The sequence below is a fragment of the Nocardia sp. NPDC004260 genome, assembly GCF_053603155.1.
Map to the genome: position 1 here is coordinate 1 of NZ_JBSGEZ010000041.1, position 24122 is coordinate 24122.

Annotated in this window: 20 protein-coding genes and 1 pseudogene; 13 read left to right on the forward strand and 8 right to left on the reverse strand. The window is 65.6% G+C overall.

The genetic code is table 11. The annotated features are described in order from the left end of the window. Nucleotides 1-527: maleylpyruvate isomerase N-terminal domain-containing protein (locus tag ACWEO7_RS23080; protein ID WP_452426007.1), on the reverse strand; the 527-nt coding region annotated here is incomplete at its 3' end. Nucleotides 528-1086: 559 nt separating this feature from the next. After that, complete coding sequence (locus ACWEO7_RS23085; RefSeq protein ID WP_452426009.1) at nt 1087-1866, reverse strand: NAD(P)H-dependent oxidoreductase; 780 nt, start codon at nt 1864-1866, stop codon at nt 1087-1089. A 312-nt stretch (nt 1867-2178) separates the two neighbouring features. Here ACWEO7_RS23085 and ACWEO7_RS23090 point away from each other — a divergent pair, with 312 nt between their 5' ends. Continuing rightward, entirely contained in the window at nt 2179-3795 is a 1617-nt protein-coding gene (locus ACWEO7_RS23090; protein WP_452426011.1) for a recombinase family protein, read from the forward strand. Nucleotides 3796-3804: 9 nt separating this feature from the next. Here ACWEO7_RS23090 and ACWEO7_RS23095 read toward each other — a convergent pair whose 3' ends face one another. Then, on the reverse strand, nt 3805-4038 hold the full coding sequence (locus tag ACWEO7_RS23095) for a hypothetical protein (RefSeq protein WP_452426012.1): 234 nt from the start codon (nt 4036-4038) through the stop codon (nt 3805-3807). Nucleotides 4039-5241: 1203 nt separating this feature from the next. Here ACWEO7_RS23095 and ACWEO7_RS23100 point away from each other — a divergent pair. From ACWEO7_RS23100 to ACWEO7_RS23135, 8 genes and pseudogenes are all read left to right on the forward strand, one after another. Continuing rightward, nucleotides 5242-5727, forward strand: coding sequence for a DNA-directed RNA polymerase subunit beta (locus ACWEO7_RS23100; protein WP_452426014.1), 486 nt, complete (start codon nt 5242-5244; stop codon nt 5725-5727). Further along, nucleotides 5724-5954, forward strand: coding sequence for a hypothetical protein (locus ACWEO7_RS23105; RefSeq protein ID WP_452426016.1), 231 nt, complete (start codon nt 5724-5726; stop codon nt 5952-5954). The genes ACWEO7_RS23100 and ACWEO7_RS23105 overlap by 4 nt, the downstream gene beginning before the upstream one ends. Before the next feature lie 194 nt (nt 5955-6148). After that, complete coding sequence (locus tag ACWEO7_RS23110) at nt 6149-7480, forward strand: hypothetical protein (protein WP_452426018.1); 1332 nt, start codon at nt 6149-6151, stop codon at nt 7478-7480. After that, nucleotides 7477-8124 (forward strand): GDSL-type esterase/lipase family protein, encoded by a 648-nt coding sequence (locus tag ACWEO7_RS23115; protein WP_452426019.1) that lies wholly within the window; start codon nt 7477-7479, stop codon nt 8122-8124. The genes ACWEO7_RS23110 and ACWEO7_RS23115 overlap by 4 nt, the downstream gene beginning before the upstream one ends. Before the next feature lie 511 nt (nt 8125-8635). Next, entirely contained in the window at nt 8636-10015 is a 1380-nt protein-coding gene (locus ACWEO7_RS23120) for a UDP-N-acetylmuramoyl-tripeptide--D-alanyl-D-alanine ligase (RefSeq protein ID WP_452426020.1), read from the forward strand. A gap of 19 nt (nt 10016-10034) precedes the next feature. After that, nucleotides 10035-10898, forward strand: coding sequence for a phosphotransferase enzyme family protein (locus ACWEO7_RS23125; protein ID WP_452426022.1), 864 nt, complete (start codon nt 10035-10037; stop codon nt 10896-10898). 137 nt (nt 10899-11035) lie between these two features. Continuing rightward, nucleotides 11036-11134 (forward strand): annotated as a pseudogene (locus ACWEO7_RS23130) (helix-turn-helix domain-containing protein); the annotation flags it as partial. A 75-nt stretch (nt 11135-11209) separates the two neighbouring features. Beyond that, complete coding sequence (locus ACWEO7_RS23135) at nt 11210-11785, forward strand: MmyB family transcriptional regulator (protein ID WP_452426099.1); 576 nt, start codon at nt 11210-11212, stop codon at nt 11783-11785. A gap of 408 nt (nt 11786-12193) precedes the next feature. On the opposite strand, the gene ACWEO7_RS23140 is transcribed toward ACWEO7_RS23135, so the two are convergent. From ACWEO7_RS23140 to ACWEO7_RS23150, 3 genes are all read right to left on the reverse strand, one after another. After that, entirely contained in the window at nt 12194-12922 is a 729-nt protein-coding gene (locus tag ACWEO7_RS23140) for an alpha/beta hydrolase (protein WP_452426024.1), read from the reverse strand. 261 nt (nt 12923-13183) lie between these two features. Beyond that, a complete protein-coding gene (locus tag ACWEO7_RS23145) occupies nt 13184-13735 on the reverse strand; it encodes a dihydrofolate reductase family protein (protein ID WP_452426026.1) in 552 nt (183 codons plus the stop codon). Between the two features lie 106 nt (nt 13736-13841). Next, a complete protein-coding gene (locus ACWEO7_RS23150) occupies nt 13842-14279 on the reverse strand; it encodes a DoxX family protein (RefSeq protein WP_452426027.1) in 438 nt (145 codons plus the stop codon). A 423-nt stretch (nt 14280-14702) separates the two neighbouring features. Between ACWEO7_RS23150 and ACWEO7_RS23155 the strand changes: the two genes are divergently transcribed. Both ACWEO7_RS23155 and ACWEO7_RS23160 read left to right on the forward strand, forming a co-directional pair. Continuing rightward, on the forward strand, nt 14703-15464 hold the full coding sequence (locus ACWEO7_RS23155) for an AfsR/SARP family transcriptional regulator (protein ID WP_452426029.1): 762 nt from the start codon (nt 14703-14705) through the stop codon (nt 15462-15464). A gap of 157 nt (nt 15465-15621) precedes the next feature. Beyond that, complete coding sequence (locus ACWEO7_RS23160) at nt 15622-17703, forward strand: trypsin-like peptidase domain-containing protein (protein ID WP_452426031.1); 2082 nt, start codon at nt 15622-15624, stop codon at nt 17701-17703. Between the two features lie 1164 nt (nt 17704-18867). On the opposite strand, the gene ACWEO7_RS23165 is transcribed toward ACWEO7_RS23160, so the two are convergent. Then, nucleotides 18868-18990 (reverse strand): hypothetical protein, encoded by a 123-nt coding sequence (locus ACWEO7_RS23165; RefSeq protein WP_452426032.1) that lies wholly within the window; start codon nt 18988-18990, stop codon nt 18868-18870. A 157-nt stretch (nt 18991-19147) separates the two neighbouring features. On the opposite strand from ACWEO7_RS23165, the gene ACWEO7_RS23170 reads away from it, so the two are divergent. Then, nucleotides 19148-20077 carry an SDR family NAD(P)-dependent oxidoreductase gene (locus ACWEO7_RS23170; protein WP_452426033.1) on the forward strand — a complete coding sequence of 310 codons (930 nt, stop codon included), beginning with the start codon at nt 19148-19150 and terminating at the stop codon, nt 20075-20077. Between the two features lie 61 nt (nt 20078-20138). Here ACWEO7_RS23170 and ACWEO7_RS23175 read toward each other — a convergent pair whose 3' ends face one another. Further along, on the reverse strand, nt 20139-22136 hold the full coding sequence (locus tag ACWEO7_RS23175) for an APC family permease (protein WP_452426035.1): 1998 nt from the start codon (nt 22134-22136) through the stop codon (nt 20139-20141). Between the two features lie 430 nt (nt 22137-22566). On the opposite strand from ACWEO7_RS23175, the gene ACWEO7_RS23180 reads away from it, so the two are divergent. After that, complete coding sequence (locus ACWEO7_RS23180) at nt 22567-23964, forward strand: amino acid permease (protein WP_452426037.1); 1398 nt, start codon at nt 22567-22569, stop codon at nt 23962-23964. Nucleotides 23965-24122 lie beyond the last annotated feature (158 nt).

Consider the following 24122-nt stretch of genomic DNA (forward strand, 5'->3'; position numbering starts at 1 on the left):
CCTTCGGATAGGGCCTGGTCCCCACTATCAACTCCTCGAACTCCGGACCCTACGGTCCAGCTACTCAAGGTGTCCACACCCCGGGGGGAACCGCCCAGTTCCACGACGCGGGTGAGCAGGAATTCTCGCAGTGCCATGCCGTCGCCCCACCGGGTCACGAGGAGCCGCTCGGGCGGTTGTCCGGCGATGGCGCGCAGAGCGCGGCGGCGTTGATGGTCGAAGGCGGCGACGAGCGCCGCTGGATTCGGATGTGCGGCTGCGGCGTCCTGGGCCGCCGACACGCGTTCGGCGTTGGCGGTCGCGTCGAAGATGCGCGGATGGTAGTAGCCGGCGGCATCGAGGTTCGCGCGGGCGGGCGGGGGAGCGGCCAAGCCGTCGGGGACGCGAGCGATCGCGGCTGTGACGTGCGCGATGAGTTCGGCGACTGTCCATGGTGGGCAAGGGGTGGGCAGTGTGAACTGGTGTGCCGTCAGTGTGGCGGTGGCCCGTGCCCAGGCGGTGCACTCCTCGTCGAAGGCCCGGGCCACGAGGTCATCCGTAGGCGCGTCAGGCATCGACCGGCCCTCGGCGCTTCGTGCTGCTGGAACTGCTTTCACATCCCGCGAGCAGCACTACAGCACCAATGGCAACGACCATGGCGCTTATCGGCTTCGCTCTACCAGACATTCGCCGAACTCCCTTTCCTGCGAAGCGTTTGGCGAGCAGAACGACTCGCCGATATTCGACTCTTCAGCCCCCGAAGTAGGCCTCCGAGAGTGGGTCTGCGCGCTGGGACGGTCAGAAGCAGACAAGGGCACCAGATCGTGCCGCGGAACCAGTGGTTCAGACCGGCAGGACCGCTGGAGATCCCGCAGTCGTCGATCACCTAGCCCGACGGGGCCCTGGGCCTGCGCTGGAGCGGGGGACATCAGCGCCGCACCGGCGAGGAGGGCTGCCCACGACGATGTGGTGATCGACTCGAATCATCGCGAAGCCGTTCTCTGGAATCAGTTTCGGTCACGAATATAGCCTCGGTGGCTGAATCGAGCGCCGGGCTCCTCCTGTTACCAGCCCTCGAGCACGCGCGGCGCGAGTCACCCCCTGCGGTCAGCCTCGCACGTGCAGCCCGAAACCCGTGCGGCCCGAGGGCTCCAGCCCTTCCTTCAGCTGCAGCGAGGGGATCTCATAATCACCGAAGTTCTGCCGCCGGAACGCGATCGGCTCGGTCGACTCCAGGGTGAGCAGGCGTTGCTCCCAAGCCTTGGCGACATCCGGGTAGTCCTCGCCGGTCATCCGGTCGGTCCCGTACAGCACGAACGGCGGCAGCACTTCGATGCCCGGGTAGTACAGGATGCCGTGGTGGATCGGGAACAGTAGATCCTCGATCGGGCCGTTGATGCCGCGGGCGGCGTAATGCGACTCCGGGCCGCCGGCGGTCACCGACAGTAGAGCTTTCCTGCCCGCGAGTGTGCCTTCGCCGAAGCGCTCACCGTACTTCGTGTCGTTGTGCTCGCCGACGCCGTATGCGAAGTGGTAGGTGAACACGCGGTCCACCCAGCCTTTGAGGATCGCGGGCATCGTGTACCACCACAGCGGGAATTGGAAGATGATCGTGTCGGCCCACAGCAGTTTCTCCTGCTCGGCCAAGACGTCCGGGGTGAGCGTCCCGGCGTCGAAGGCTCGGCCGGAGTCCAGGGCGACCTTCAGCGGACTCGAGGCGTGGGGCCCGTAGTCCGCGGCGTCCACAACCGCCTTCCAGTTCATCGCGTACAGATCGCTCACTCGTACCTCGTGCCCGGCTGTCTCCAATGTGGACACAGCGAGGTCCTTCAGCGAGCTGTTGAGCGACTTCGGCTCGGGGTGGGCGTAGACGATCAGCGCCTTCATGGGAACTCCTTCGGATCAGGTGCCTTCGATCCTGAGCACCGCGGCGCCCGGTGTTCAGAGACGCTTCTTCCGTCGGACGGGACTTCCTGGTAACGGCAGGACCACCTTCACGAGCACCACCGAGGCCATACTGGGGACGTGGACGATCTTGCGGGCTACCTGCGGACCCGGCGTTCCCGGGTCGACCCGGCGACCGCCGGCATTCCCATCGACAGGCGCCGCCGGGTCGAAGGGCTTCGCCGCGAGGAGGTCGCGCACCTGTCCGGGGCTAGCATGTGATTAGTGGCCCCTACCCGTTTGGGAGTGATTGCCATGGTGAAACCGCAGGTTACGGCCGGTTCCTCGTTGGTGTTGGATATCTATGCGCGGGTGTCGCGGGTGGGTGATGAGCGGCAGCGGTCGACCGGTGGGCAGGTCGATGACTGCACGGTGCGGGTCCAGGACCTGGGCGCGACCGTGGGAGAGGTCCATGTCGACGACGGGCGATCGGCATGGAACCCAAATGTGAAGCGGCCCTCGTGGGATCGGCTGATGGCGCGCCTCGAGTCCGGGGAGACGGGCGGGGTGGTGGTGTTCGACATGGCCCGGTTCTCCCGTCGCCCGATCGAGGGCGAGCGGTTGATCCTGGCCGCCGAACGGGGTCTGGTCGTGCTGGACAGCGAGGGCGAATACGACCTGGAAACAGCGAACGGCCGCAAGACTTTCCGTGACCAGCTCAACGCGGCGGCCTACGAATCGGACCGCCTGTCCTCGCGAGTGAAACGCGGCAAACGGGTGAAAGTGGCACGCGGGGAGTCGAATCATTCGCACCGCCCGTTCGGGTACGAGAAGGACGGGATCACCGTTCGCGAGTCCGAAGCGGCGATCGTGCGGGAGATGGTGGCCCGGGTGCTGGACAAGCACGCGGCGAACAAGGCCGAAACCGAAGCGGCGGACGAGGACACGAAAGTGGACGCGAAAGCAGACGCGGTCGGCTACAAGACGATCGCGGCGGATTTGAACCGGCGCGGGATCACGACCCGCACCGGGAGCGCGTGGAGCGGGGAGAAGGTCAAACGGGTGGTGTTCAACCCGCGTTATGCCGGGTTCGTGACCCATCACGGGCAGATCGTCACTGCGATGACGAGCGCGAATCCGCTGATCACACCTGAGCAGTGGGAGCGTTTGTGCCTGCTGCGGGACACGACCCGGGTGGGTCGGCCCGCGACAGCGGATTACGTGTGCTCGGGGCTGGTGCATTGCGGGTTGTGCGGGCGGGGTTTGACCGGCCGCCCCCAGTACGGGCGCAACTACCCCGATGGCGAGGTGCGTCGCCGCTACCACTGCCAGAAGCGGCAGACCGGAGGCGGCTGCAACCGCGTCTCGGTCGATGTGCGGACCCTGGACCGGGAAGTGGGTGCGCTGGTGGTGGCGATCTTGTCCGATCCCCGCCACGGCGATGCCCTGGTTGCCGCCGCGAATGATCTCGCCCGGCGGCGTCGCCCGATCGCGGACGCGTTGGCCGAGGCGCGTGAAACGGCGACAGTGATGTCGGCGCGGTTGGGTAACGGGGAGATCAGCCTGGACCGCTACGACACGGTGATGGCCGGGGTCGATGCCCGCATCGCCAAACTCGAGGGCGAACTCGATGCCCTCGACGCCGAATACGATGTCGATGACTCTCCGAGCGCGCGGACCGAATCCGTGCAGGCATGGAAAACCCACTGGGAGGATGCGGGCACGGCCGACAAACGGGCCATGATCAAACGTGCGCTGCGCGGCAAGCGCCTCGTGGTCGGCCCGGCCACCACGGCGGGGCCGGTCTTCGATGCGTCCCGGATCCGGATTGTGGACAAGAACCCCGCCCGCCCCGGGGTACAGGACGGCCCCGGGGCGGGCGTCGGGGGCGACGTCGGCACCGGGGCCGGGGACGGGATTTCTGCGGCCTGACGGGGGCCGTCAGGCGGCGTTCGGGTACTGGCGCGGGTCGCTACTGGTGGTGGTGGCGGCCCGTTTCCGTGCCCGAACGCGGTCGAGGATGGCGGCGATGCCGTCGAGTTGGGCACGGTCGAGGGGTTCCCAGTCGGCGACGACCTCGCGCCAGTAGTCGATCCGTTCCGGGTCCAGCGGCACCACCACGGGCCGGTCAGGGTCGGGCGAGGGCGGTTCGGGTTCGGCGGGGTTTCCGGTCATGGTGGGTGGCTCCTGACGGTCGCGAGACGACGGGGTGCATTCATCTACTTCCGCCGAAATCGCCATTTCGGGACACCGGCCCGGTAGGTAATTCGTCACACCGGGCCGAGCGCGCCCCGGCGAGGCAGCCCGCCGCTGTCGGCAACGAGCGCGAGCACGGCAGCGGCGGGCTGCGTCAGCGGTATGGGACGCGGCCCAACGCGCGAGCCGCCCCCGGACCAGCGGGACAGCGAGGCGCGAACGCCGAGCACGGACTACAGGCGGCAGGAGGCCGAGGCGAGCCGCTCCCGATCAGGTGGAATGCGAGACACCACGCGTAGGAGTGGACGTGCACGGATGTCTATACAGCAAATGTGTATAGACAATCCACGGTGATATCCGCGCGGATATACCAGCGGTGACCAGCGGATACACCGGACGCGGGTGGGTCGTTTTAACCCCCTCACCGAATAGGGCACGCAACCTCACCATCGAAGGTGCCACGGAAAAGATCTCATCGCCGCACCCACCCCTTCGCCCACTATCGGCGACGACCAAGCGGTCCGCCGCTGCCCCCACCGAACAGCATCCGCCACGGTGGCACGGGGCACCGCCATGACAGGCGAGACAGGGTAGCGAGCACCGAGCACGCGATCAGCGAGAACTCCGGCAGACACCAGCGAGCGCCGAGCACGGATGTCTATTCACTATGTATGAATAGACAATCCTGGATGACACCCACACGCGGATACACAGTGCGAGCTGCGGATACCCCTGGATAGAGTGGGGCCTTTTGATGACCCCACGTACTTCCCCCCGTATTTCCCCACATATAACCCCACGTATTGACCACGGCCCGAAACCAACACCCCACCCTCGCAGCAACAAGACCGCTAACACAGTTGCGGAGCGGGGCTCACCAACCCCACCGAACGGCCTCGCCACAGCGGCCGGAACCGCCTCGACCCAGGTCCTCGTTTCATCGCCGCCCCTACTTTCCAGTGCCTGACCTGGGAAATACCTACGGTACGCCTACGGCACCCCATCTCTGTGCGGTTCCTGCCGATGCTGTTGGCGGCCACGATTTGAAACCAAGAACCCGTTTTCGGGGGAATCCGTGGCAAAGCCGCCGGATGCCCCTCGTTGTTGGAAGCGTCACCAGGGAGGCCCGCGCATGAGACATTCCGACGAGCTGAACCCGCGACCATCCGCACGGGGGCGGTCATGAACACCCCGCCGCCCGCGCCGGTGGTAGCTGATACGCCACGTTCGCGGGTGGACTACTACCGCAGCGTGTGCCATCTGCCCGCCGTACTCCAACCAAACACCGGCCGTATCGGTTTCACCGCTGGCGTGGTGTGGGCGATAGCGATGCCTGCGGAGTTGGGGCAGATGGTCAAGGTCCACCTCGAGCGCCACAAACAAGGTGGTGGGCCGATCGTGACCCACCCTCGCTCCCACACGTGGACTTTCCTCGTGCGCTCGGACATTCCGGCCACGATGATCGCTGCCGAGGCGGCGTTGTTCCATGCTCGCCGAATCACCATCTTGGGCAACGGCGATCACGTGGCGCTACCGTCCCCGGCCGATCGGGGTTCGGAGCATCGGGTGTGGATCACCGCCGCGCACTCGGTGTTCCGGCCTTCCGGGCGTGCGGTGCTGTATGCGGTGCACGCCTGCCTGGCCCCGACCCGCCAGCCCGCGCTATGAGCACCAGCGCGCCGACCCCGGCCGGGTCGCCGTTGCCTGCCGAACCCGATGTGCACCTGAGTGTGTTCCTGCATGGGCAGCGCATGGATTTCGTCGCCTGCCTGACCGCCGCGTTGATCTTCGTCCAGGAGCACCAGGCCCGCCACTACGTCGACGCGGTGACCGTCGATCTCAACAAGCGCGGGTTCCCGCGCCTTCCGAACGAGCGCCTGTACCTCGAGAGGTAGCACCCGTGACCAACCGCACCAGCCGGCGAGGGCCGAATAGGCGAGGCCAGCGGTACCCCCCGAGTCGCGTTGTGTGTGCGGTGATTTAAGTGGTGCACGGTTGCCGTTGGTGCGCGTGATCGCGTACCGGTCGGGTAGTGTCGGGGTAACGCGCGTCATTACCAAGGTCAGGCGGCTAATGGTGAGGTAGAGGCATGGTCAGAGGGCGGGCATGGACCGGGTTCGAAGCGGCAGTTCTTCAGGAAGCGATGCGAAAGTCTGTCCGGGACTTCGCAGCCCTACTCGGGGTGGAATCCACCACGGTTACAAACTGGCGAGCGGGCCTGAGTTCGGTCAGGCCGCGCTCAAACACGCAGGCCATACTCGACACGACCTTTGATCTACGGGCTACGCCGGATGATAAGGCGCGATTCGAGCAGATCGTGTCCGAAGGAGAGGCGGCGTGGCGGAAACGACACCAGCCACAAACCCGAAAACCAGCTGCGGTGATTAACGACCCCGGCGACTCGAGTTCGGATAGCTCGGATAACGCAGCACATGAGGACAATATGTTTCATTTGCGGCGGGTACTCATGGGATGCATTCCGAATACACCACCGGGCACCAAGGCAGAGTTCACCTCCTCGGTAATGCACGTGTGGGATCTGTTCTTTTCGGCCCAGTTCAGCGAAATGGAGCGAACGCTCCCGACCGTCCTAGCGAGCGCATACAACACCATTGAAGACACTGGGGGCGAGTTACGGCGGCAGGCCAGCATTTCGCTTGCTCAATTATTGCATGCTTCATCCAATCTCTTGGGCTACGCGGGACAGACGGACCTGGCATCGTTGGCACTTCTCCGCGCCGATATGCTTGCAGCGGAGAGCGGCGATGAACTGACCCGAGCAGCGATCAAAGGTTCGCAGTCATGGCTTTTGGCGAAAAATAGCATGTACGACGATGCGGCGGCATACGCCGAAAATGCGGCTGCCGAAATAGAACCGCGTTTGTCCACGGCTACACCACGCCAGGTCGCCATCTGGGGAGAACTGCTGTGCTATGCCGCCTTCGCCGCCTCTCGATCGGGGGACTACCGCGAAGCGCAAAAGTATCTGCGCCTATGCGACGCAGCCGGTACGCAGTTGGATGACGAGTATCTAGGTAGGCCCGAGGTATCTAACGTGTTCGGTCCCACCTCGGCCGCTAGCTTTGGCGTTATCAACGAGACCGTGGCCAGTCGGCCGCGTGAAGCCCTGAAACTCGCGGCTGTTGTCAGTGGTGGCGGTACCGGAATTCCGCCCACGCTACAAAGCCGCAGGCTCATCAACGTTGCCCAAGCGCAGATCCACAATCGAGACGATGCGGAAGCTATTGAAACACTCCGCGACGCGTACTCGGTGGCACCGGAATTCGTTGGTCACATTCCCCTATTTCACACGCTGACCCATGAGCTATTGACCCGCCACGGTCGACAGCGACTGGACGGGCTTGTCGATGTTGTCAAATATCTCGGTGCATCCATCCAACCCGTAGGAATCCAACCTTGATTGTCAACCCCACCGCCTTTACTATCCTCTGCTTTGGCGACTCCAACACCTTCGGACAGCCCGACGAAGGGCGCGGCCGGTTGCCAGCCGATGTGCGATGGACGGGGCGGCTACAACAACTTCTCGGTACTGGATACGCCATTATCGAGGAAGGTTTAGGTGGTCGCACCACCGACTTGAACGACCCCGATCGCGACGACCGTAACGGCCGTAAATACTTTCAACCATGCCTGCGCAGCCACTCACCCCTGGACATGGTGGTCATCATGCTTGGGAACAATGATCTAAAAACGAAATTTGGTAGAGAAATAGATGATGTCGCTACAGCACTTGAGGGCTATATCGACAACATCGAGTGCACAGCGTGGACCCGCACCGGCGGAGTTCCTGCGGTACTGCTGGTCAGCCCGATCCATCTTGATGCAAGCCAGCCTGCGTTTGCAGAGCAGAGTTCCGAATACGACGCCGACTCCGTGCGCAAATCGCGCGAACTCGGTGATGCCATACGCCGCGTCGCTGGCAGGCGCGGAGCCTTGTTCGCCGACGCAGCGGCAGTCGCGCACCCGGGAATCGACGGCGTACACCTCAGTCACGACTCACACGAACGGCTTTCAAAGCTGATCGCCCAGACGATCGCCGGATGAGAACAGTTCGGCGAACGCTGACCGACGCGTCGGGCGTCCCCTGATGCGCTGGCCCGCACCGGCCGTTTTCGGCGTGTACGCGGGCTAGGAGATGAGCGGGGACACAGCGTGTGGTGTCTGCGCGGCCGGGCCGACTTTCTCATCGCCTGTTGCAGCGCGGCAGCTTCGACGCCGGTCCGTTCCGGCGCTCATATCATGCCGCGCCCTACTTTCCAGCGCCTGACCTGGGAAATGCCGACGGTACGCCTACGGTACGCCACCACTGTGCGGTTCCTGCCGATGCTGCTTGCGGGCCAAGATTTTCCCCAGAACTCGTCTTCGGGGGAAGCCATGGCGAAGCCGCCGGACCAGCTGTCCCTCGTTGTTGGAGTTCGACCCCGTGCGGTCGTCCGGGCGTTCGTCCCGGACCCGACGGCGAGCATGATCGTGACGCACAACCGTTCTCGCCTCCCGCGCAGGGTCTCGCCCGGCTGAGACTTCCAGTGGTACTGAAATTGAAAGGTTGGAATCCATGATCCCTATGACCCTCGCCGAGGTCGCCCGCGCGGTTCGCGGTCGGCTCGACGGTGTTGATGATGGCCGGGTGACCGTCACCGCCCCGACTGCGTTCGATTCGCGCCAAGTCGAGCACGGCGGCCTGTTCGCCGCGCTGCCCGGCAACCGCGTCGACGGCCACGACTTCGCCACCGCAGCGATCGAGGCAGGCGCGATCGCGGTCCTCGCCTCGCGCCCGACCGGCACCCCAGCAGTCATCGTTGAGAACGTGGTGACTGCGATGAGCGATCTCGCCCACGCTGTAGCCACCCGCTACACCGGCCGGGTGCTGGCGATCACCGGGTCGGCGGGCAAGACCTCCACCAAGGACCTGCTCACTCAGATCCTGTCCCGCGAGGGCCGTGTCGTGGCTACCCAGCGGTCGTTCAACAACGAGATCGGGTTCCCGCACACCGTGCTGCGGGTCCAAACCGACACCGACTACCTCGTGCTGGAAATGGGTGCACGCGGACGTGGCCACATCGCCCACCTGGCCGCCACCGCCCGCCCGCAGATCGGCGCGGTCCTGGGCATCGGCTCGGCCCACCTCGGCGAGTTCGGCAGCCGCGAGGCGATCGCGGTCGCCAAACGCGAACTCGTCGAAGCTCTCGACACTGCGGGTGTCGCGGTCCTCAACGCCGACGACCCACTGGTCTCGGCCATGGCAGGACACACCCGTGCCCAGGTCCTGCGATTCGGCACCAGCCCGGAAGCCGATGTGCGCGCCAGCGACATCACCCTCGACGCCAGCGCCCGCGCGCAGTTCATCCTGCGCCACGGTGACGACGCCGCACCGGTCACCCTCGGCGTGGTGGGCGAGCACCATGTGACCAACGCCCTCGCCGCGGCTGCGCTGGCGTTGAGCGCCGGTATCGGATTCGCCACCGTCGCCAAAGGACTCAACGGCGCGTCGCTGGTGTCGGGAAGCCGGATGGAGGTCACCGAACGCCCCGACGGGGTGACCGTGATCAACGACGCGTTCAACGCCTCACCGGAAAGCGTCGACGCCGCACTCCGGTCACTGGCCACCATCGCCGCCGCGACACGGCCCACCGTCGCAGTACTCGGAGAGATGCGTGAACTCGGCACCACCGCACCGGCCCTGCACGCCCGGATCGGGCGTCGCATCGCCGACCTCGGCATCAGCACTCTGATCACGGTCGGTGGCTACCATGCCGAACTGATGGCCACCGCCGCGCGCGAGGCAGGCTCCGCGCAGGTCACCCACGTCGAGACCAAAGACCAGGTGCTCGCGCTGATCAACGAGGGTCTGCGCGGGCATGATGTCGTCCTGATCAAGGGCGCGAACTCCGCTGGCCTGTTCGAGACCGCCGCAGCACTCGCCACCGGCCATTGACCAGAAGAAACGAAACACTATGAGAAGCAAAGACATCGTGGCTCTGGCCCGAGCGGCCTGCACCCAGGCTGAGGTCCCCGCTGCCCGGATCGACCCGATCCGGTTGCGCGACAACGCCATGCTGCGCACTGACTCCGCCACAATCATCCGCGTGCATCAGCGCGGGGAACTGGCCACTGCGGTCCGCGAGCTGCGCGCGGCGGACTGGCTTCGATCCCACCGCGTTCGCGCGCCCGAACCACTGGTGCCTGACCCGGTTGTGGTGGCCGAGCGGCCGGTCACCTTCTGGGAAGACCTCGGATCCGGCGGGCCAGCCGAGGCCGCTGAAACCGGAGTGATGCTCGCGCGGCTGCACTCGCTGCGGGTGCCCAGTCATCTCGGGCTTCCCCGCTTCACCCTGCCCGACTTCTCCGGCCGCATCGACCAATGCCTCACCAGCGACGTCGAGAAGGAGTGGCTGCGTGAATACGCCGAAAACCTCGCGGCACGATGGGACGCGCTGGAGTGGCCAAGCCCGTGGTGTGTCATCCACGGCGACCCGTCCCCAGCCAACACCATGGCCGCATCCACCGGTGGGCACGTCGTGGACCTGGAACGCTGCTGCATCGGCCCGCCGCAATGGGACCAGGCCACCGTCGCCTTCCAGTCCGACACCCTCTCGGACCCACCAGCGCGGTGGAAGCAGTTCGCCGACGCCTACGGCACCGACGTCACCGAGTGGCAGGGCTACCCGGTAGTCCGCGACGTCCGATCCTTCGAGCTGTGCCTATTCGCACTACGCCACGCCGCCGTCTCCGACCACGCCCGCCACCAAGCCGACTACCGACTGGCCTGCCTGCACGGGTACCAGGGGCAACGGCCGTGGGGATGGGTCGCACCCTGAAACAAGCCACTCCAGGGTCCGGTCCAGATTGGAACTGGACCCGGATCCTCAAGAAGCCAACATAGTGGAAACAGCCCAATCGGGTTGTTTCCACTGGCCATGTAGTATGCACTAATAAAACGTCAGCCGGGGTCAGCGTCGACTATTACGTGCGCCTGGAGCAGGGTCGCGCGACCCAGCCTTCCGAGCAGGTCCTCGACGCGCTCGCTCGCGTCCTGGGTCTCGATGAGACCGAACGCGGGCACCTCTACCGGCTCGCCCGGCAGCGCCGCCGCCGCGCGAAGGCGCCGAGCGGACGGGTCCGACCGGAGCTGTTACGCGTCCTCGACCTGGTCGCCGACGCACCCGCGCTGATCATGGACCACCGCATGGATGTGCTCGCCGGAAATCGCCTCGCCGGCCTTCTCTACGGCCGGTCGATGCCGGGCCTGAACACCGCCCGGCACATCTTCCTCGAGGAGGCCGAGCGCGGCCTCTACGCCGACTGGGAGAATTGCACCCTCGACGTGGTCGGGCACCTGCGCCTGGCCGCAGGCAAATACCCCGATGACCCCCGCCTGGCCTCGCTTATCGGTGAGCTGGCGATGGGCAGTGAGCGCTTCCGCCGCCTCTGGGCCCGCGCAGACGTGCGCGCCCGCACGCATGGACGCAAGGCGTACCGACACCCGCTGGTCGGATTGCTGGAACTGCATCAGGAGAACTTCGCACTACCGGACGAGACGGGCATGGAGCTGCTGGTGCTGTCCGCGCTCCCCGGCAGCCCCGCCGAGGACGGGCTGCGTCTGCTCGCGGGGCTGGACGCGGACAGCGATGACGCGCATCCCGCAGTGAACGCTCAGGTCCGCGAGCAACTCAACGCCGCCCCCCGTGGAACACCTCAACACTGACCGGCACCCGATTTCCCAGGTAGGAGCGCATGGGCGACTAGGGCTGGGTAGTTGACCTCCGAACCGGGGGCAGAACCCGGGCAGTGCGGAATTGAGTGTCGGCGCGATGCCGACACTTGCGGAGAACGAGTCGCCCATCGCGAGGTACACCGACCGCGCGTCACTGTCTGGTTCAGCATGAGCGGCCGCTGGAAATCCCACGAGGACGCAGGCAGGCGTCGAGAACTGCGGCGCCACAAAAGCTCAGGGTGCTATCTGAGGAAGTTTCGGGCGGCGAGTGGGGAGCTGAGTCGGGCCCGGAGATGCACTTGATCATCGCCGGGCCCAACACTTCAGTCTGAAGAAGCCGTCACCCGAGAATGCGCGGATTCGACGAGTTGGCCGCTATCCGCCTCTGTCGGGCCGGCTTCACTTCAAGTGCCGGGCGAAGAACCGGTTTGCCTCCTCTCCCGCGAACTGCGGGACGCCGGTGTGCCCGCCCATATTGGCGTGCAGCGTCTTCTCCTTGGAGCCGAAGGCGTCGAACAGGTCCAGGGCCATCTGCCGGTCGTTTCTCTCGTCGTCCCACTGCAGCAGGACATGCAGGGGAATATTGACCTGCCGGGCCTCCTCGAATATGGCGCGCGGCACGAAACTCCCGGCGAACAGAACGGCGGCCGCGATCCGCGGCTCGACTACCGCCAGCCGGGTGCCGATGGAGATCACCCCGCCTGAATACCCGACCGGCCCGCCGATCTCGGGCAGCGCGAGAAGGGCGTCCAGGGCGGCCCGCCATTCTGGGACCGCCTGGTCGACCAGCGGGAGGACGAGCCGGTCGACGATGTCGTCGGTGACCGGCTCGCCGGCCTGTAGCACCCGGTGCAGGTCGGCGCGGGCCTGCTCGGCGGCAGCCGAACGGGGCCGGTCACCGCTGCCGGGGAGCTCGATGGTGGCCGCGGCGAAGCCCTCCGCCGCGGAGTGCCGGGCCCGGGCAACCAGTCGGGGGTACATCTTGTCCAGTCCGCCTGGGTGGCCGATGAGGATCAGCGGCGCCGGTGCGGATGCTGATCCGGGCGTCCACAGGATGCCGGGGATCTCGCCGAGGGTGAATTCGCGCTCGAGGATGCCGTCATCGAGGCGCTGTTCAGAAAATTGCACGGTAGTGCCTTTCGGGAGTGCTCTTGAACGGCGCTCCCGGACGATCTATCGCCCGACCGTGACCCCAGAGGGGAGCACCCATGTTGATACTGCGTTCACGGGTACCACCTCCTCGTTCACTGGCACGGCTTCCGGAAGGCTAGCAGTGGTCGCCGCGGTCCACCAACAGGTTTTGCGGAGGCTCCGGGGCCGATGCCGCGGAGCCACTCGCTTAAGGTGTCGGCAGTGTCCGGTGACGAGGGTGCTGCGGTCGAACGGATCTCAGTCGGCGCGATAGCGCAGCATCACTGCGGTGTTGAAGTGCCTCGTCTCGACCAATCGGAGCAGGATGCGCTTGTCCAACGACGGGAACAGCGGTGTGCCGCCGCCGAGCACCACGGGCAAGACGAACAGTTGATACTCGTCGATGAGCCCGTGTGGTATCAGCGAAGCCGCGAGGCTGGCGCCACCGATCTCCATGACGCCATCGCCTCCCGCCTTGAGCCTGCGGATCTCCTCGACCGCGTTCTCGCTGATCAACGTGCTGTTCCAGTGGACCTCTGTGAGCGTTCGGGAGAAGACGACCTTGGGCTTCTCCGTCCAGAGCCTGCTGAACTCCCGCTCGATGTGCGGCGCGTCCGCGGGCACATGAGGCCAGTACTCGGCCATCAGTTCGTAGAGGCGGCGGCCGTGCAGCGAGACCTCGATCTCGCGGTAACGGTCGTTGTGAAACTGGTGTAGCTCCTCGTCGGGGTTGGTCCAGTCGATGCTGCCGTCGCGGTCGTTGATGTAGCCGTCCAGGGACACGCTGAACCCGTAGATCAGTTTCCTCATGACGGGGTAGACCTCCTACACGCTCGAAACTCATCGGCACTCATCGGATAAGGCAGGCTTCAGGCTCTGGGCCTGCCTCCAACGCCCGGTCGTACTTATTGATTCGTCATCGCGAGAGCGAGTTGCGCAGATCCGTGATGGTGGCGCGGCGCTCGTAGGCGATCCAGGCGAAGATCGCGGCAAGCACCAACGGGAAGATCCCCATCAAGGGCTTGTCGGCGATGAAAGCCTGCGTCGCTGCGGCGAGCACGGTGAGAACGGACAGACCTGCGGCAGCCAGGGCACTGAGCCGTGGCACCATCAGGCCGATACCGCCCGCCACCTCCGCAACTCCGATGAAGACGAGCAACCCGAGGGGGATGGTCAGATTCTCGGGAGCGTTGTCCGTCAGGGCGCTCGGCACAACGAGTTTCGGCCCGCCGGAGGCGATGATGAAGAACAGGCCGAGCAGGATCTGCAGGGTCCACAGGACGCGGTTGCGGACCTTGCCGGGACGGTCGGTGACGTCGCTGGAGAGGTTGGTGGTGGGGTTGGCGGTGGTCATTCCTGGTCCTTCTGGTTGGTGCGCCGGGTTGGTAGCGCGTTCACCGGATAGGACGGAGCGCCGGCGGAGAACTCATCGCTGTCCGCGAAGATTCTCCGGACCGCTGCCGTAAGGGCTCAGCGCCGGATGCTGGGCTGAGCCACCCGGCTGCGGTGGGGCGACGACCGCTGGTTTTTGCTTCGATAGTGCGAGTTCGTGGGTGTCACTCCGTGATACCGCATGCGAGTAGTCCGCTACGCGGCGGTTCGTTCTGGGCGTGGCGACGAACGTAATTCGTCGCCGTTCGTTGTCTCGCGATCGCGTAGTCGGCTACTCGCGCCGACAGTTCATGACCTGGGCAAGATGGCCGGTGTGCGATAGCCGAGGTCGACCGGTCGACGTACGCCTGCGAAATGAAGACCGACGCCGCGATCGAGTAGTGAAATGGTGCTCATTCATAATGCCACGCATGCGACGTATTGCCAGCTCACGTTGATCGAAGAATTCGCCCTGCACAGCGGCGACCGCCGACTTTCCATTCCGCACGCGGCAGAGCGGGTGCTGACCTATCTGGCACTGCTGAACCGGCCGGTCTCTCGTGGCCGCCTCGCGGGCGCGCTGTGGCCGGAGTGCGCTGATCACTGCGCGGCGCAGCGTCTGCGAACCGCCCTGTGGCGCTTGCGCCGTATCCAGGACGCGGTCGTGGAGATCAACGGCGACCGTCTTCGCCTCCATCCGGATGTGGTCGTCGATCTGGCGTATCTGACCGAATTGGCGCAGAAACTGGTTCACCAGCCGTGCTCGGAGGATCTCGCGCGCGTCCCGCTGCTGCTGGATCGCGCAGCGCTGCTGGCAGACTGGGACGAGGAGTGGGTGGTCGTCGACCGGGAACGGTACCGATTGGCCTGGGTCGCGGCGCTGGAAGCGGCGGCCGAAGCCTTGCTGGAGCGTCGGCAGGTCGGCGCCGCCCTGATGGCCGCGTCGGCGGTGGCGGCGGCAGAGCCGCTCCGGGAAAGCTCCCGCAGGATTCTGATGCGAATCCATCTCGCGCAGGGCAACAAGATCGACGCGCTTCGGGAATACCGGCGATACCGAGACCTGCTGTGGGCCGAGTTCGACACCGAGCCGTCGCCGGAATTCGACGAACTCCTCCTTCGCGTCCAGAAGTGTGATGCCCCCACGGTCGAGTCGCTCCCGAACTGCTGACACGAGTCGCGCGGGCGAGGTGACGATAGGCGACGAACGCTGTCGGGCACTGCCGCGTTGGGTGAAACGCTGAGGTGACGGTGGTGTGACGCGTCTGAGGAACACTCCGCCAGTAGCGGACATGACCACATCAACCTCTGTTCCAGGCGGTTGCACCATGAATTCTCGTGAACAAGTCCAAGCGGCGTGGTTGAAGCAGATCGGGGCCGCCGCAGAACGTTACGTTGCGACCGAGACCAAGCGCGAAGACATCGAGCAACGTCGCAAAATGAAGGACAGTCCGGTTGTCGACTCTCCGGAACAGATCAGCGCTCGGGCGCAGCGGCTCGCGACCAGCGGCGAGATGCCGGTCGAGGCCATGATCGAAGCCGGCCGGATCGAGCCCTCCGACCGGATCACGACGCTCGAGCGGATCATCGGCGCCAGCAATGAACTCCAACCGGCCAACTTCCTTTCCCGCGGTGCTCGTACGGCGGCGTCGATCGCGCGGATATCGCTGACCCGCAACGGCCGAGAAGTACCGCTGGGCACCGGGTTCCTGGTGTCGCCCCGGCTGCTCCTGACCAACAATCACGTACTTCCCGATCAGGACACCGCCCGGCAGGTCGTGATCGAGTTCGGCGCCGAGACGACGATCGACAACGACCCTCGCCTTCCCGCGCGGTTCCGTCTCGACCCCGACTTCTTCGTCACCGATGAGCACCTGGATTTCACTTTGGTGCCGGTTCGTCCCGGCGCCGACGGCAAGCCGCCCGGCGACGCCGTCGGCTGGTGGAACCGGTTGATCATGGACCAGGGAAAGATCGTCATCGGTGAGGCGATGAACATCGTGGGGCACCCGATGGGCAGACTCAAGGAGATCGGCATCCGCCGGAACCAGCTCGACTTGCAGCTCGATGACTTCCTGCACTACTCGACCGACACCGAACCGGGGAACTCCGGCTCGCCGGTCTTCAACGACCAATGGGAGGTCGTCGCGTTGCACCACTCCGGCGTTCCGCGCACCGACGAGCAAGGGCGGATTCTGCGCCGCGACGGCACAGTGTGGCACGAAGGCGACGGTGACGACGCGATTGCCTGGAGAGCGAACGAGGGAGTGCGCGTCAGTGCGATCCTCACGCACCTGGCCGGACTGCAGCGCTCGGCGCGCGACCAGGAGTTTCTCGCCGAACTCGGTCCCAACGCCGGGCCGGTCGGCGGACCTTCGGCGATCCGTCCCCGCCTCGCACCTGCCGAGGCCCGCAACGAACCGATAGGTCCGGCTTCGGCGCCGCATGAAAGCACGGAACTCCGCCACGGCGTCGCCGCCCGAGCAGGCGCCTTCGGCGGCACACGTCACCTGCTGTTCCTGCATGGCCGCAGCCAGCATGGCCGGGATCCCGAACTTCTGCGCCGCGAGTGGACCGCCGGCCTCAACAAGGGCCTCACCCTCGCCGGGCTCAGCACGCTCGATCCCGCGGATGCCTTCTTCCCGTTCTACGGCGACCGCTTGGCAGCCCTGCTGCAGCCCACGGAGGAAACGGCACTCGCGCCCGAGACCATGGCCGTCGATCATGCGCTGGCAATGGCGCCGACCACGCCGCCGGCTCGCCGGCTGTACGAACAGATTTTGCAGAACGCGGCCGTGGACGCGGGCATGCCCGCCGAGGACGGGCAACCGGCCGACCGGGTCGAAGCGGAAGGACTCGGTTCGATCGGCAGCGCGATCGTGAGCAGGCTGCAGCGGCAGCTCAGCTGGCTGGCCGCCCGTACCGACCTGGACGAGCTCATCATCGCCCAAGTCTTCCGGGACGTCGCCTCGTACCTCGCCGACGAGCAGATCCGGCAGGCGGTACTCGACTGTGTCCTCGAGACCGTTCCCGCATCGGGACGGCTCACCCTCGTCAGCCACAGCCTCGGCACCGTGGTCGCGATGGATCTGCTCACCCGGCTCCAGCCCCAGCTCGACGTCGCCGTGCTGCTCACTCTCGGCAGTCCCCTGGGGCTGGACGCGGTCCACAACAAACTCCTGGTCCGGGGACCGCACCGGCCGGAGCGTGTCGGCGACTGGCTGAATGCCTGGTCCGTGGTGGATCCGATCACCATCGGATGCCCGCTGCGCGATGTCTGGAAGGGACAACTGCGGGAGATTCCCGTCGACAATCCGAAGGAACGGGCCCACAGCATCGCTGAGTACCTTGCCCATCCAGCTGTCGCGCAAGCCATCCACAACGGTGTCGCGCCGACGACGGGACCATGACGGGGAGTCCGATTCCGTTTACCGCGTCCAGGTCGGCGGCGCGGTAGCTGGTCAGGTGGTCGTGGGCATCACAACGTCGTCGTCAACGCACAGAATTTCCCCGGTCGTGGTTCGTTGATGGTCCGGCACTCGTCGTGACGCGTCGGACGCGGCCGGTGCGAGCGGCGCCGCCCGGGGCTGGTCCCGGGCACTTGCTGAACCTGGCTGTCAGGTGGGAACGGCGGCGAGCGAGTTCGCAGTCGTCGGCAACGACCGAGTTTGTGCCTGAGGACTGCGCGGATACGATTTCTACCGGCTGCTCATAGTCGACGTCGGCGGACCGGTGGCGTTGCTGTCTGTGCCGCCAGAGTCACCCCCAACGGTATGAGCTTCCCGCACCAGTTCACGCAATGTGGATTTCCAACGGATATGTGGGCGCTGGGTGCGGTGACGGCCTAGCGAAGAGTTCAGCGTGGGCCAGCAGGTCCGTCCACCTGGTCGGGTTCACCGTTGCGACCACTGTCGGGCCGGCCTTCGGCACCTGCTCTCTCGCTTGCACTTTTTCCAACTCGGCGCGGTTTGACCATGCGCCGAATACCGGCGGCCGGAGCATCGTCACCAGCTCGTTTCCGCCGCAACGCGTCGAGATCGATGACACTCGCATCAGGCTCGGCACTGCCCGGATCATCCTTCGGAGCGGGGTGCCGCGCCGCGCCGGGGTCGACCGGCCACCACCCTGTCTCCCGCTGCAGTTCCGATCGCAGTACGGGCTTGGTCGGTGCAGGATCGTAGACGGAGCCACCGTCCGAGCGCCGAGTCTTTTGGAGACGTTCGCCGGCCTCTTCTGCCACGCGCCGCGGGCGACGTGGTAGTCGGGTGACTTTCGACGTGCCGTCTCCCGCTCCGGGAGTCTCCACAGCCTTCATCCCTTCTTCCTGTTTCCTGCGCGACCGTTCCAGCTCGTCGTACCCCTTCCGGCTGGGCCCTGGCAAGGATTCCGGTGCGTCGCTCACGTCCGTATTCTCCCTTAATAGGTAACCCCGCTGGGCACCGGAGCCAGGCCCGGGCCGCCGCGAGCACGACCGCCCTGCCACACGGTGGTGATCGCATCCGGCAGACCTTTCAGGCGTCGCACACCCGCGACACCATAGTTGCGGATTGCGTTCTATACCTATGGTGCCTTCATCACCGTCGTCGGCCACGCAGGACGTCCCGATCGATGTGTTGCCGCCGCGCCAACTCGCGGGCAACGGCAAGGACGAGATCGCCGAACTTGTCGATCACGGGGATCGCCGGTTCGATGTTCACGCGGGCCGGCGGCAACCCCGGCTCATTCCAGGGCTACGCCGACCGGCCTACGCCCTCTTGCGCAACCGCGCCCGGAGCGCGACGGTGTGAGTGTGAGTCCCACCCCCGCCGGGTTCGTCGGAGGACCCGACGGACCGACCGATCGTTGGGAGGAAAGATGGCGAACAGGTGGACCGAGCAAGACATACCAGCCCAGAAGGGACGACTAGCGGTCGTCACCGGCGCCAACAGCGGGCTGGGGTTCGAGACGGCCCGAGCGCTCGCTGCGCACGGCGCGTCGGTGGTGTTGGCGGTACGGGATGTGGACAAGGGCAAACATGCCGCCGACCGGATCGCCGCTGCGGTGCCGGGTGCGGACACCACCATCCAACAGCTGGACCTGACGTCGCTGGTATCCGTGCGCACTGCTGCCGAACAGCTGAAATCCGCTCACGCGACGATCGACCTTCTGATCAACAACGCCGGGGTGATGTACCCGCCGAGACAGACCACGAGCGACGGCTTCGAGCTGCAATTTGGGACAAATCATCTGGGACACTTCGCACTCACCGGGCTGCTGCTCGACCGGATGCTGCCGGTGCCGGGCTCGCGGGTGGTCACGGTCAGCAGTGTCGGACATCGGATCCGGGCGCGGATCGACTTCGACGATCTGCAAGGCGAGCGGTCCTACAACCGGGTGGCGGCCTACGGCCGGTCCAAGCTGGCGAACCTGATGTTCACCTACGAACTGCAACGTCGCCTGTCCGGTAACGGCAAGACGATCGCGGTCGCGGCTCACCCCGGTGCGGCGAATACCGACTTGATGCGCAACATGCCTGCCGCGCTGCGCGCGCTCGTGCCTGTCATCGCGCCCATCGTCACGCAGACCCCAGCGATGGGAGCCTTGCCGGTCCTCCGGGCGGCCACCGATCCCGGCGTGCTGGGCGGTCAGTACTACGGGCCGGGCGGATTCCTGGAGACCCGCGGCTACCCGAAGATCGTCGGATCGAGCGCCCGATCCCACGACATGGCGATTCAGGAACGCTTGTGGACGGTCTCGGAGGAACTGACCGGAGTCACCTTCCCCGTCTGCAGGAATGGGGCGTAGTGGAGAGACCGTGGCTATCGCGCGACAGGACCAGATGCACGTGATCGCGGGTCGCCCCTCGTCATGGGACGTGCGTGATGCCTCGCCGAATTTCGCCGGGGGAGTGTTCGATCTTCGATAGGTCACGCGAGCGTGAGGAGCGCAGCTGCCACGGGACGCTGGTGACCATCACCCCGGGTTCGAAGAGCAAGCGTGCCTTCAGACGTAGCGAGCTCTGGTTGTGCAGGAAATTCTCCCACCAGTGACCGACCACGTATTCGGGAATATAGACGGCGACGACGTCGCGGGGATGGTCCTTGCGTAGTCGTTTGATGTAGTCGAGGACGGGGCGGGTGATCTCCCGATACGGCGACTCGATCACCTTGAGCGGGATGCTGACGTTGTGTTTGTCCCAGTCTTGATGCAACAGGCGGGTATCGGTGTCATCGACGTTGACGGTGATGGCGGTGAGCGTGTCCGGGCGGGTGGCCCGTGCGAATTGGACGGCGCGCTGGGTCGGCTTGTGCCAGCCGGAGACCAACACCAGGGCGTGCACCCGGCTGGGCAGGGTCTCGATGCTGTCCTCGTCGACAGCCAGTTCGGTGCGAACGGTGTTGTAGTGGCGGTTGATCAGCCACATGATCAGTACCAGCACGGGCATGGCGAAAACCACGAGATAGGCGCCATGGGCGAACTTGGTGACCATGACGACCACCAAGACGACCCCGGTGAAGACCGCGCCGAACGCGTTGATCAGCCGGCCCTGGTGGATGCGGCGCTTGTCGGCATTTGTCGTCGCAGTCGCGAGTTCGCGATTCCAATGCCGCACCATGCCTGCCTGGCAGAGTGTGAACGAGGTGAAGACACCGACGATGTAGAGCTGGATCAGGCGGGTCGTCTCGGCATCGAAAGCGTAGATGAGGCCGCCCGCGACCACCGCGAGCAGGATGATGCCGTTGGAGAATGCCAGCCGATCACCGCGCGTATGCAACTGCCGCGGCATGTATCGATGCTGGGCCAGAATCGAGTTCAGGAGCGGGAAGCCATTGTAGGCGGTGTTGGCGGCCAGAATGAGGATGAGCGCCGTCGTCACCATCAGGTAGTAGAACGGGAGGCTGTGGCCACCGAACACCGCGGCCGCGATTTGTGCGATCACGGTCTTCTGGGCGTCGGTCTCGCAGTTGCCCTGGAACCCGATCAGATCGCAGGTGTTCTCGGTGACGCGGGTGTGGGAGATCATGGCGAGGACGGTCACGCCCGAGAACATGGTGATGGCGATCAGGCCCATGGCGGACATGGTGCGGGCCGCGTTGAGCGCTTTCGGTTTCCGGAACGCGGGCACACCGTTGGAGATCGCCTCGGCACCCGTCAACGCCGTACAGCCGGACGAGAACGCTCGCAGGGCCAGGAATGCGATCGCCGTGGCGCTGAGACCGACGTGCTCGGCGCGGATTTCGTAGTGCGCACTCTCGGCTACCGGTGCATGTCCGAGCAGCGCCTGACCCAGACCTATCACGATCATCACCAGTACACCGATGACGAATCCGTAGGTCGGGATGGCGAACGCGCGTCCCGATTCGCGCACGCCGCGCAGGTTCATCGCGGTCAGGAACGCGATGAACCCGATATTGATCAGCACGCGATGCGCGTTCAGGTCGGGGATCGCGGAGATGACGTTGTCGACGCCGGCGGCGACCGACACCGCCACGGTCATCACGTAGTCGACCAGCAGTGCCGCCGCCACGACCAGCCCGGGAAGCGGCCCCAGGTTCTCGGCGACCACCTCGTAGGAGCCGCCACCGGAGGGATAGGCCTGCACCACTTGGCGGTAGGACAGGGTGACGACCGCGAGCAGGACGACGACACCACCCGCGACCCACGGTGTGAGATAGAGGTAGCTGAGCCCACCGAGAGTGAGGATGAGCAGGATCTCCTGCGTCGCATACGCGACCGAGGACAGCGGGTCGCTGGCGAAAATCGGTAGCGCCAGTCGCTTCGGCAGCAACGTCTCACCGAGCCGATCGCTGCGAAACGGGCGTCCGAGCACAACTCGCTTGGCGATGTCGATCGGTGAAACCACGATGAGCGAGCCTAAGGCGACTGACCTCGATCCCGCATCGCGTAAACCGTATGTATTCCGTAAAGAATTGCCCAGCCCTCCGCGAGGATTCTTCAAGTCCGTGTTATCTGCGCCTTTGCCGCGATCAGCGCGGTTTGCTGAAGCGCGGCTGCGCTGGCGGGCGCCTTGCGAATGGTCGCCATTCACGGGTCGCGAACATGGGCGGTTCGGACGATCCGCCGGCAGCCGATACCGTCGTGCGGCACCGAGCGCGGTGTTGCGGCCGTTGCGCGCCTTGTCGATCCAGCGCCACAGGACTATCGGCCCGATTCGTTCGCGGCGGTGGTCGTCGGCGTGACTTGCTTCGCAGGCTGACTTGACGGAATCTTGATGCAGGAGCGCCGGGAAGTCTGGTCGGCATACGTATTCGTCGATCGACGGAAGTGATCTCGTGCCCGAGACATCGCAGCCTGGCATTGCCCGAGGCCGAGTGGCCGTGGCGCTCAACGCGCGCCCGGTCCTGCTACTCGCATTCGCCTTCGCGGTGATGGCCGATCCGGTGTCGTCGGTGGCCTATGCGATCGAGGCCGCATTGCGCGCTCTCGATGGTGATCTGGGTCTGTTGCTACCGGCGATGACGCTGGTGGTAGCGGTCATCGCGTTGGTGATCGTGAACTATCAGCAGCTCATCGCCCGGTATCCGCGGGGCGGTGGGGCATCGGCTGCCACAGGGGAAGCTTTCGGTGAGGGTTGGGCGTTCGTGCCGATCGCGGCCTTGATCGTGGATTTCGTCCTCACGATTGCGATCAGCGTCTCCGCCGGCGCCTCGGCGATGATCGCCTACATCCCTGCGCTGGCGCCCGAGCGCAGCGTCCTGGCCCTGGCGCTGGTTGTCCTCGTGGGAGCGGCAACGTGGTTCGGCCATTCGGGACGGATGGTGTTCGGTGTGATGACCATCGCCTTCATCGCCGTTTCCGTGGCGGTCCTGGCGTTTGGGCTCGGTGCGAACCCCCAACCGATCGGCACCATCACCACCACTTCCGGTCACCGGTCCGTGCTGGCGGTTGTGTTGGCCTTCCCTGTCGCCATGGCACTGGCGACGGGTGTGGAGGCACCGTCTTCGGCGATCGCCCAGCTCGGTCAACTCGATGATCGGGGCCGCAGGTACTTCGGGAAGGTCACGCTGTGGCTGACGCTCGCCATCGTCGGCGCCATCACTTTGGGACTGACTCTGGAAGCCCATGACCTCCGCGTCGGTGTCCCGCCCGAGGGCACCACGCAGATCGCCGAGCTGGCTCGGATCGCGGCACCCGGTCCGTTGTTCGCCGCGTTCCAACTCGTGACGGCCTTATTGTTGCTGTCGGCGGCGAGTTCGTCTTTCCAGGCCGGTCCGGGTCTGCTGAAGGCTCTGGCTCGGCACACCGATGCTGCTGGACGCAGCACCGGAATCCTGCCCTCGATGCTCGCCCGCACGAACACCCACCACACGCCGTATTGGGGCGTGGCGTTGTTCACCGGGATCGCCGCGGCTGTCACCGTGGCGGCGGGCGGCTACGACCAGCGGCTGGTCCTGTTCTACGCGGTGGCGGTGTTTCTCAGTTTCCTGGCCGGGCTGGTGGCCATGGCAGTGTTCTCCCACCGCGAGGGCCGGTTCCGCTCCCTGATGCTCAACATCGTGGGCGTTGTCGTCGTCGGATTCACCTTGGTGGTGAACCTGGCCCGCGGCGAGCCGGTGTTCAGTCTGCTCGTGGCCCTGCTCCTCGCCGCAGGTTTGCATCTGATGTGGGTCAAGGCCGGACGGCCGCGTGGGGTTCGCGACGTCGAAGCGCTCGCCGAGGGCGGCACCTGACCCCATATCCGGGCGTGATCGAGATCGTAGCCGCCGAGCTTCCGCCCATCGCTACGGCCACGACGCCCGATCTACGGTCGCTCCGAGGCGACCTCTCCCGGGTGGCACGGCTGCCTTCAGATGACTACTACTCTGTGTTACAGTCTAGTGGTAGTCAG

What these genes read in the sequence shown, in the direction of transcription:
- ACWEO7_RS23110 (WP_452426018.1), top strand. Translation starts at nt 6,149, where the DNA reads ATGGTCAGAGGGCGGGCATGGACCGGGTTCGAAGCGGCAGTTCTTCAG.
- ACWEO7_RS23085 (WP_452426009.1), bottom strand. Translation starts at nt 1,866, where the DNA reads ATGAAGGCGCTGATCGTCTACGCCCACCCCGAGCCGAAGTCGCTCAAC.
- ACWEO7_RS23090 (WP_452426011.1), top strand. Translation starts at nt 2,179, where the DNA reads ATGGTGAAACCGCAGGTTACGGCCGGTTCCTCGTTGGTGTTGGATATC.
- ACWEO7_RS23100 (WP_452426014.1), top strand. Translation starts at nt 5,242, where the DNA reads ATGAACACCCCGCCGCCCGCGCCGGTGGTAGCTGATACGCCACGTTCG.
- ACWEO7_RS23155 (WP_452426029.1), top strand. Translation starts at nt 14,703, where the DNA reads ATGGTGCTCATTCATAATGCCACGCATGCGACGTATTGCCAGCTCACG.
- ACWEO7_RS23160 (WP_452426031.1), top strand. Translation starts at nt 15,622, where the DNA reads ATGAATTCTCGTGAACAAGTCCAAGCGGCGTGGTTGAAGCAGATCGGG.
- ACWEO7_RS23150 (WP_452426027.1), bottom strand. Translation starts at nt 14,279, where the DNA reads ATGACCACCGCCAACCCCACCACCAACCTCTCCAGCGACGTCACCGAC.
- ACWEO7_RS23125 (WP_452426022.1), top strand. Translation starts at nt 10,035, where the DNA reads ATGAGAAGCAAAGACATCGTGGCTCTGGCCCGAGCGGCCTGCACCCAG.
- ACWEO7_RS23170 (WP_452426033.1), top strand. Translation starts at nt 19,148, where the DNA reads ATGGCGAACAGGTGGACCGAGCAAGACATACCAGCCCAGAAGGGACGA.
- ACWEO7_RS23120 (WP_452426020.1), top strand. Translation starts at nt 8,636, where the DNA reads ATGATCCCTATGACCCTCGCCGAGGTCGCCCGCGCGGTTCGCGGTCGG.
- ACWEO7_RS23095 (WP_452426012.1), bottom strand. Translation starts at nt 4,038, where the DNA reads ATGACCGGAAACCCCGCCGAACCCGAACCGCCCTCGCCCGACCCTGAC.
- ACWEO7_RS23145 (WP_452426026.1), bottom strand. Translation starts at nt 13,735, where the DNA reads ATGAGGAAACTGATCTACGGGTTCAGCGTGTCCCTGGACGGCTACATC.
- ACWEO7_RS23105 (WP_452426016.1), top strand. Translation starts at nt 5,724, where the DNA reads ATGAGCACCAGCGCGCCGACCCCGGCCGGGTCGCCGTTGCCTGCCGAA.